Genomic DNA, 4,021 nt, shown 5'->3' with positions numbered 1-4,021 from the left:
ATATATCCAATTAGATCTAGTACGTGGAAAAGAACCAAAAAGGGATTCCGTAATTCTTTAATAAATTGTTCCTTTTCTGCTAATGTAAATTTTCAATATTCTATTCTAGCTAATATATATCCTAAAACTAATGCTAATATAATTACCCCGATTTGAACTATAAATATATTACTTCCCCCCTTATAACAATAGTCCTTTCTACTAACCTGCTAATTTACTTTAATAAAGAAAAGCATTACTGTTGTTATAGTAATGCTAACGTTTGTTTATTAAGATAATGTTATTTTTTTACAATCGGAATAAAAATATCAAAGTGAGGATCGCTAGGATCACTATCAACTGGATTATGTTCATGTTTTATTGGCATATATGGATCATAGTAATCTACACCAACCTCCCTAAATGCAGTATAGTCACTATCAAATAACCATTTATGTAAATCCGTATATGTCTCTTGTATATCTTCTCCTTTTTTATGTGTTGTTTTCAGATAGGTCAGTTCAGGAACCCTTATTTCAATCATCCCATTAGGAATTTCCTGTTCTTCACTCACTTCATACACTGCGTAATGCACAAATCCATTTTCAATTACATGATAAGATAGACCTAATTGAACATTTGGATTCACCTTATACTCTAACTCATTGGCACGTTCTTCAATCTGTCGAATAACGTTTTTTAAATTCGGTACAATTTCAGAAAATGTCCCCTCCCATTTTAATCCTACTGCCCTATAGCTGGGTAATGTAATAATTTCATAGTTCACTTTATATCCTCCCTATCTCCTAAAGTATTTTAAAATTTCCTATTAACAGTGTCTATGTTGGTAATACTAGCCTGCCCATTAGCTTAATAACTTCAACAAAAAAAGCGATAATCCTTCTTGGATCATCGCACTCTATAGTTAAAGAAGAGATAAGGATTCTTAACGCTTATTCTATAGATAATTAAATTATATTCTGAATTGCTTTTTTGTATGTTATATATTCATATAATGAATGAGAAAAGATGTTATTAGAGCTACAATGCAATATGTGAAGGCTAATTGTGTATGCCCTAGTTTATACAGTGTGTAGCTTGCTGCTAAAAATAAAAACAACTCCAAAATAATACCATAAAATCCTGGAAGTTTATAAGGTGCACCTGGTGAGCCCAATATAGCCCAAATAACTACCACCACTAAGGGTATTCCAATAGCCCCAAGAAATTTCCCATGATGAAACCCCCATAAACCAAAAATGATTAGAGCTAGAAATTCCCAAACAAACCTAATTGCCATTATTAAGAGTGTCATCAAATCCCTCTTTTCTCTTTCCTTCTAATACTGCCTTTATTCTAACCAGGAAATATTAACACATTGTATGAATTTTATAAAAATAACTTTAAGATTCTCCAGAAAATAAATTTGTGGTTTTTCCTTCTTCAACTATCTATCCCAAAATTCCTGTTCCTCAATCTTGCCAGCCCATAGTTCCTCCCGAATGTCCCTTCTGAACTTAATGAGTTATTCATATGATGTATCAAATTTTGAAGATAAATCCTCCCAAAATAACGGTGAAAAATTAGTTGCAATTACCCCAGCTATATCTAATATTAAATTAGGTACGGAGACATCTTTTTTCATAAAGCTACTTCATAAATACGGGAACTCTCTCCCCACGGATGATAGCCTGTACCAATATGCTCGAACCCATATTTTTCATATAATCCAATGTGATCGGTACAAAGGTATAAGTTTGAAAAACCACCTGCTTTTGCATCGTTTTTGGCCCGCTCTAGCAGAATAGAACTATAATTATTCCCCCTATATTCCTCTTCGATGTACACAGCGCACACCCAAGGATAAAGGTCCATCCGGCTAATGAAATCATTTGTAATAAGCCCCGCACAGCCAATGATTTTATCATCATCCATCAAGAGATACCATTGTGGCAATGGATTTGGGCTCGTAATACAATGTGCGATACAATCTTCATACACCTTCATGCTTTGTTCACTTGCCCATTTACTTTGAAAATAGGTGATTGCTCTTTTCATATATTCAGGATTTTGTTTAACGGATAACACTTTCATTTTCTGGAACCTCCAGTTATCTTTTTATATTACAAGGGATCTATATATTTCACCGATAATCCCTTCCATTTGATGAACACCTAATTCAGCATTTGTCATGATCACCGCACCGGTCTCTCTATGTGGAAATGCCACCATCATACATTGATACCCTTCTCCCCAACCAAGTGAGGATATTTCAAATTCTGTTCCCTCTCCGTCTAAAAACACTCCTAATCCGCACCATTTCTTATCGCTTTGAGGGCTTATTATTTCCTTTGCCTTACTTGCAGAAATTCCAATTGTGCTTTCACCTTTTAAGGAATTCAATAGTTCAATGACCAATCGGGCTAGATCCGAGGTGGTTGTCCATAAACCTGAAGCCGCAGGGTAAGGATATATCGGAAATTCTCCAACAATTTCACCATTTTTGTTATGTCCACTAGAAAAGTTTTCATTTCTAATATCCGATAAATTCGTAACAAAGTGGCTATTTACCATGTTTAACGGTTCAAATATATATTCGTACGCAACCTGTTTAAATGACTTTTTAGTAACATCTTCTATTAGCTGCTGAATCACACAAAAGCCAGCATCCGAATAGTGAAATTCACTTTCAGGTTCATATTTTACTTCAATAGGTTCGGGGCAATAGGGTGTTTTTCCCGCTAAGAGATCTACCATTGAAGGCATACCTATGCTTGATTTTTGCTCAGTGAAACTATATTTAGGGTCTATAATCCCGGATTGATGGCTAAGCAAGTTTCGTAAAGTAACCTTTTTATTTTTAGTGCATTTATTTTCAGGTACTTTCCAAAACTTTAGTTTACTATTTACATCTTCATCTAAATCAAGGAGGTCTAGTTCGGTTAATTTTAAAACTAACATTCCAGTAAGAAACTTACTGATTGAACAAGCATTAAATATGGAATGTTCATCTACTTTTTTAGAGGAGCCTGTCTGTAGGACACCATAGTTCCCTATTGCACTGACTTGAGCTTTTTCAATTAAAGCAATGCTCAAACCAGGTACATGATAATGATCCATGAGATCTGGAATGTTCATAGTGTTTATTTTCATAGATTGATTTCCCCTTAACTTAACCGCAAACTACCTTATATGATGGACTTTTATCAACGGCCAGATTGACTTCCAGTCTTTCTTTAAAATACGTTCCTCATAGATTGCAACCCGTTCTTTCGTTTCTGTAAAATGCGTTGTTGGCTTTACCTCCATATTGAGTACATCATCAATTCCACAAGGAGCCGTTAGAATTACATTTTCTTGATCGTCTATTTTTACACCAAGGGCAGTTGCTGTTTCAGGGAATTTTGATATGGCATCAACAGCAGATGTATAAGGAGGGATATTGTTTACAACGTGCATTCTTGCCTCGTTTTTCACAGACCAAGGAACGCTTGGAATAGTGCTTCTTAATTTATCTTCTAAGATCTTTTCTGTTAATTCATCAATATTTTGATTATCAAAGTAAATAACATCCACATCAGGTGTATTCGTTCTTTCACTAAAACCGTGTAATGTATCCCATATCTTTGAACGTATAAACCCTGCGCATATCCACCAATCAGGCAATTGTAATGATTTTGCTGCCCTTAATAACTCCATCATCCAATCATCTTCAGATATAATTTTTATTACGTCTTCTTTGTTTTTTAACATTGTAACCTCAGCTTCTAAAAAAGTGATTACTTTCAGATAACTTCTCTATTAAATCTTCAATCGTACCAATACACTTTTCAACTTCAAGCAAATGATAGAATGTACTTGTTGTTTCAAAGTTGTTAATTTCGTCATTCGGTGAATATAGATAGATTTTCTTACCTTGCCCAAGCGCTATCCCGAGTTCAATATGACTTCCCTTTCCTGCAGGTAATAGGACAATAAGAAAATCTGATTCTAATATTGCATTTTTCTCCTGGATGCCAAAAGCTTTTAAATCTTCTACTGT

General features: G+C 34.5%; 6 protein-coding genes. All 6 read right to left on the bottom strand.

Translation table 11 applies throughout. From position 1 onward, the window contains the following. Positions 1–280 precede the first annotated feature (280 nt). On the bottom strand, positions 281–766 hold the full coding sequence (locus tag V7147_RS20120) for a GyrI-like domain-containing protein (protein WP_335369595.1): 486 nt from the start codon (positions 764–766) through the stop codon (positions 281–283). A gap of 213 nt (positions 767–979) precedes the next feature. Continuing rightward, on the bottom strand, positions 980–1,294 hold the full coding sequence (locus tag V7147_RS20115; RefSeq protein WP_335369594.1) for a YrdB family protein: 315 nt from the start codon (positions 1,292–1,294) through the stop codon (positions 980–982). A 326-nt stretch (positions 1,295–1,620) separates the two neighbouring features. Beyond that, positions 1,621–2,073: a GNAT family N-acetyltransferase gene (locus V7147_RS20110; protein WP_335369593.1), complete on the bottom strand. Its 453-nt coding sequence runs from the start codon at positions 2,071–2,073 to the stop codon at positions 1,621–1,623. 24 nt (positions 2,074–2,097) lie between these two features. After that, entirely contained in the window at positions 2,098–3,132 is a 1,035-nt protein-coding gene (locus tag V7147_RS20105; protein WP_335369592.1) for a serine hydrolase domain-containing protein, read from the bottom strand. A gap of 30 nt (positions 3,133–3,162) precedes the next feature. After that, a complete protein-coding gene (locus V7147_RS20100) occupies positions 3,163–3,732 on the bottom strand; it encodes a nucleotidyltransferase family protein (protein ID WP_335369591.1) in 570 nt (189 codons plus the stop codon). Between the two features lie 7 nt (positions 3,733–3,739). Continuing rightward, a partial coding sequence (locus tag V7147_RS20095) for a group-specific protein (protein ID WP_335369590.1) occupies positions 3,740–4,021 on the bottom strand: 282 nt, incomplete at its 5' end.

The sequence above is a fragment of the Bacillus sp. JJ1521 genome (assembly GCF_036965165.1).
GTDB lineage: Bacteria > Bacillota > Bacilli > Bacillales > Bacillaceae_L > Ferdinandcohnia.
This window is presented reverse-complemented; position numbering and strand designations above follow the sequence as displayed.

Excerpts from the sequence above, each read along its gene's own strand:
- V7147_RS20115 (WP_335369594.1), bottom strand. The coding sequence starts at position 1,294 with ATGACACTCTTAATAATGGCAATTAGGTTTGTTTGGGAATTTCTAGCT.
- V7147_RS20110 (WP_335369593.1), bottom strand. The coding sequence starts at position 2,073 with ATGAAAGTGTTATCCGTTAAACAAAATCCTGAATATATGAAAAGAGCA.
- V7147_RS20105 (WP_335369592.1), bottom strand. The coding sequence starts at position 3,132 with ATGAAAATAAACACTATGAACATTCCAGATCTCATGGATCATTATCAT.
- V7147_RS20100 (WP_335369591.1), bottom strand. The coding sequence starts at position 3,732 with ATGTTAAAAAACAAAGAAGACGTAATAAAAATTATATCTGAAGATGAT.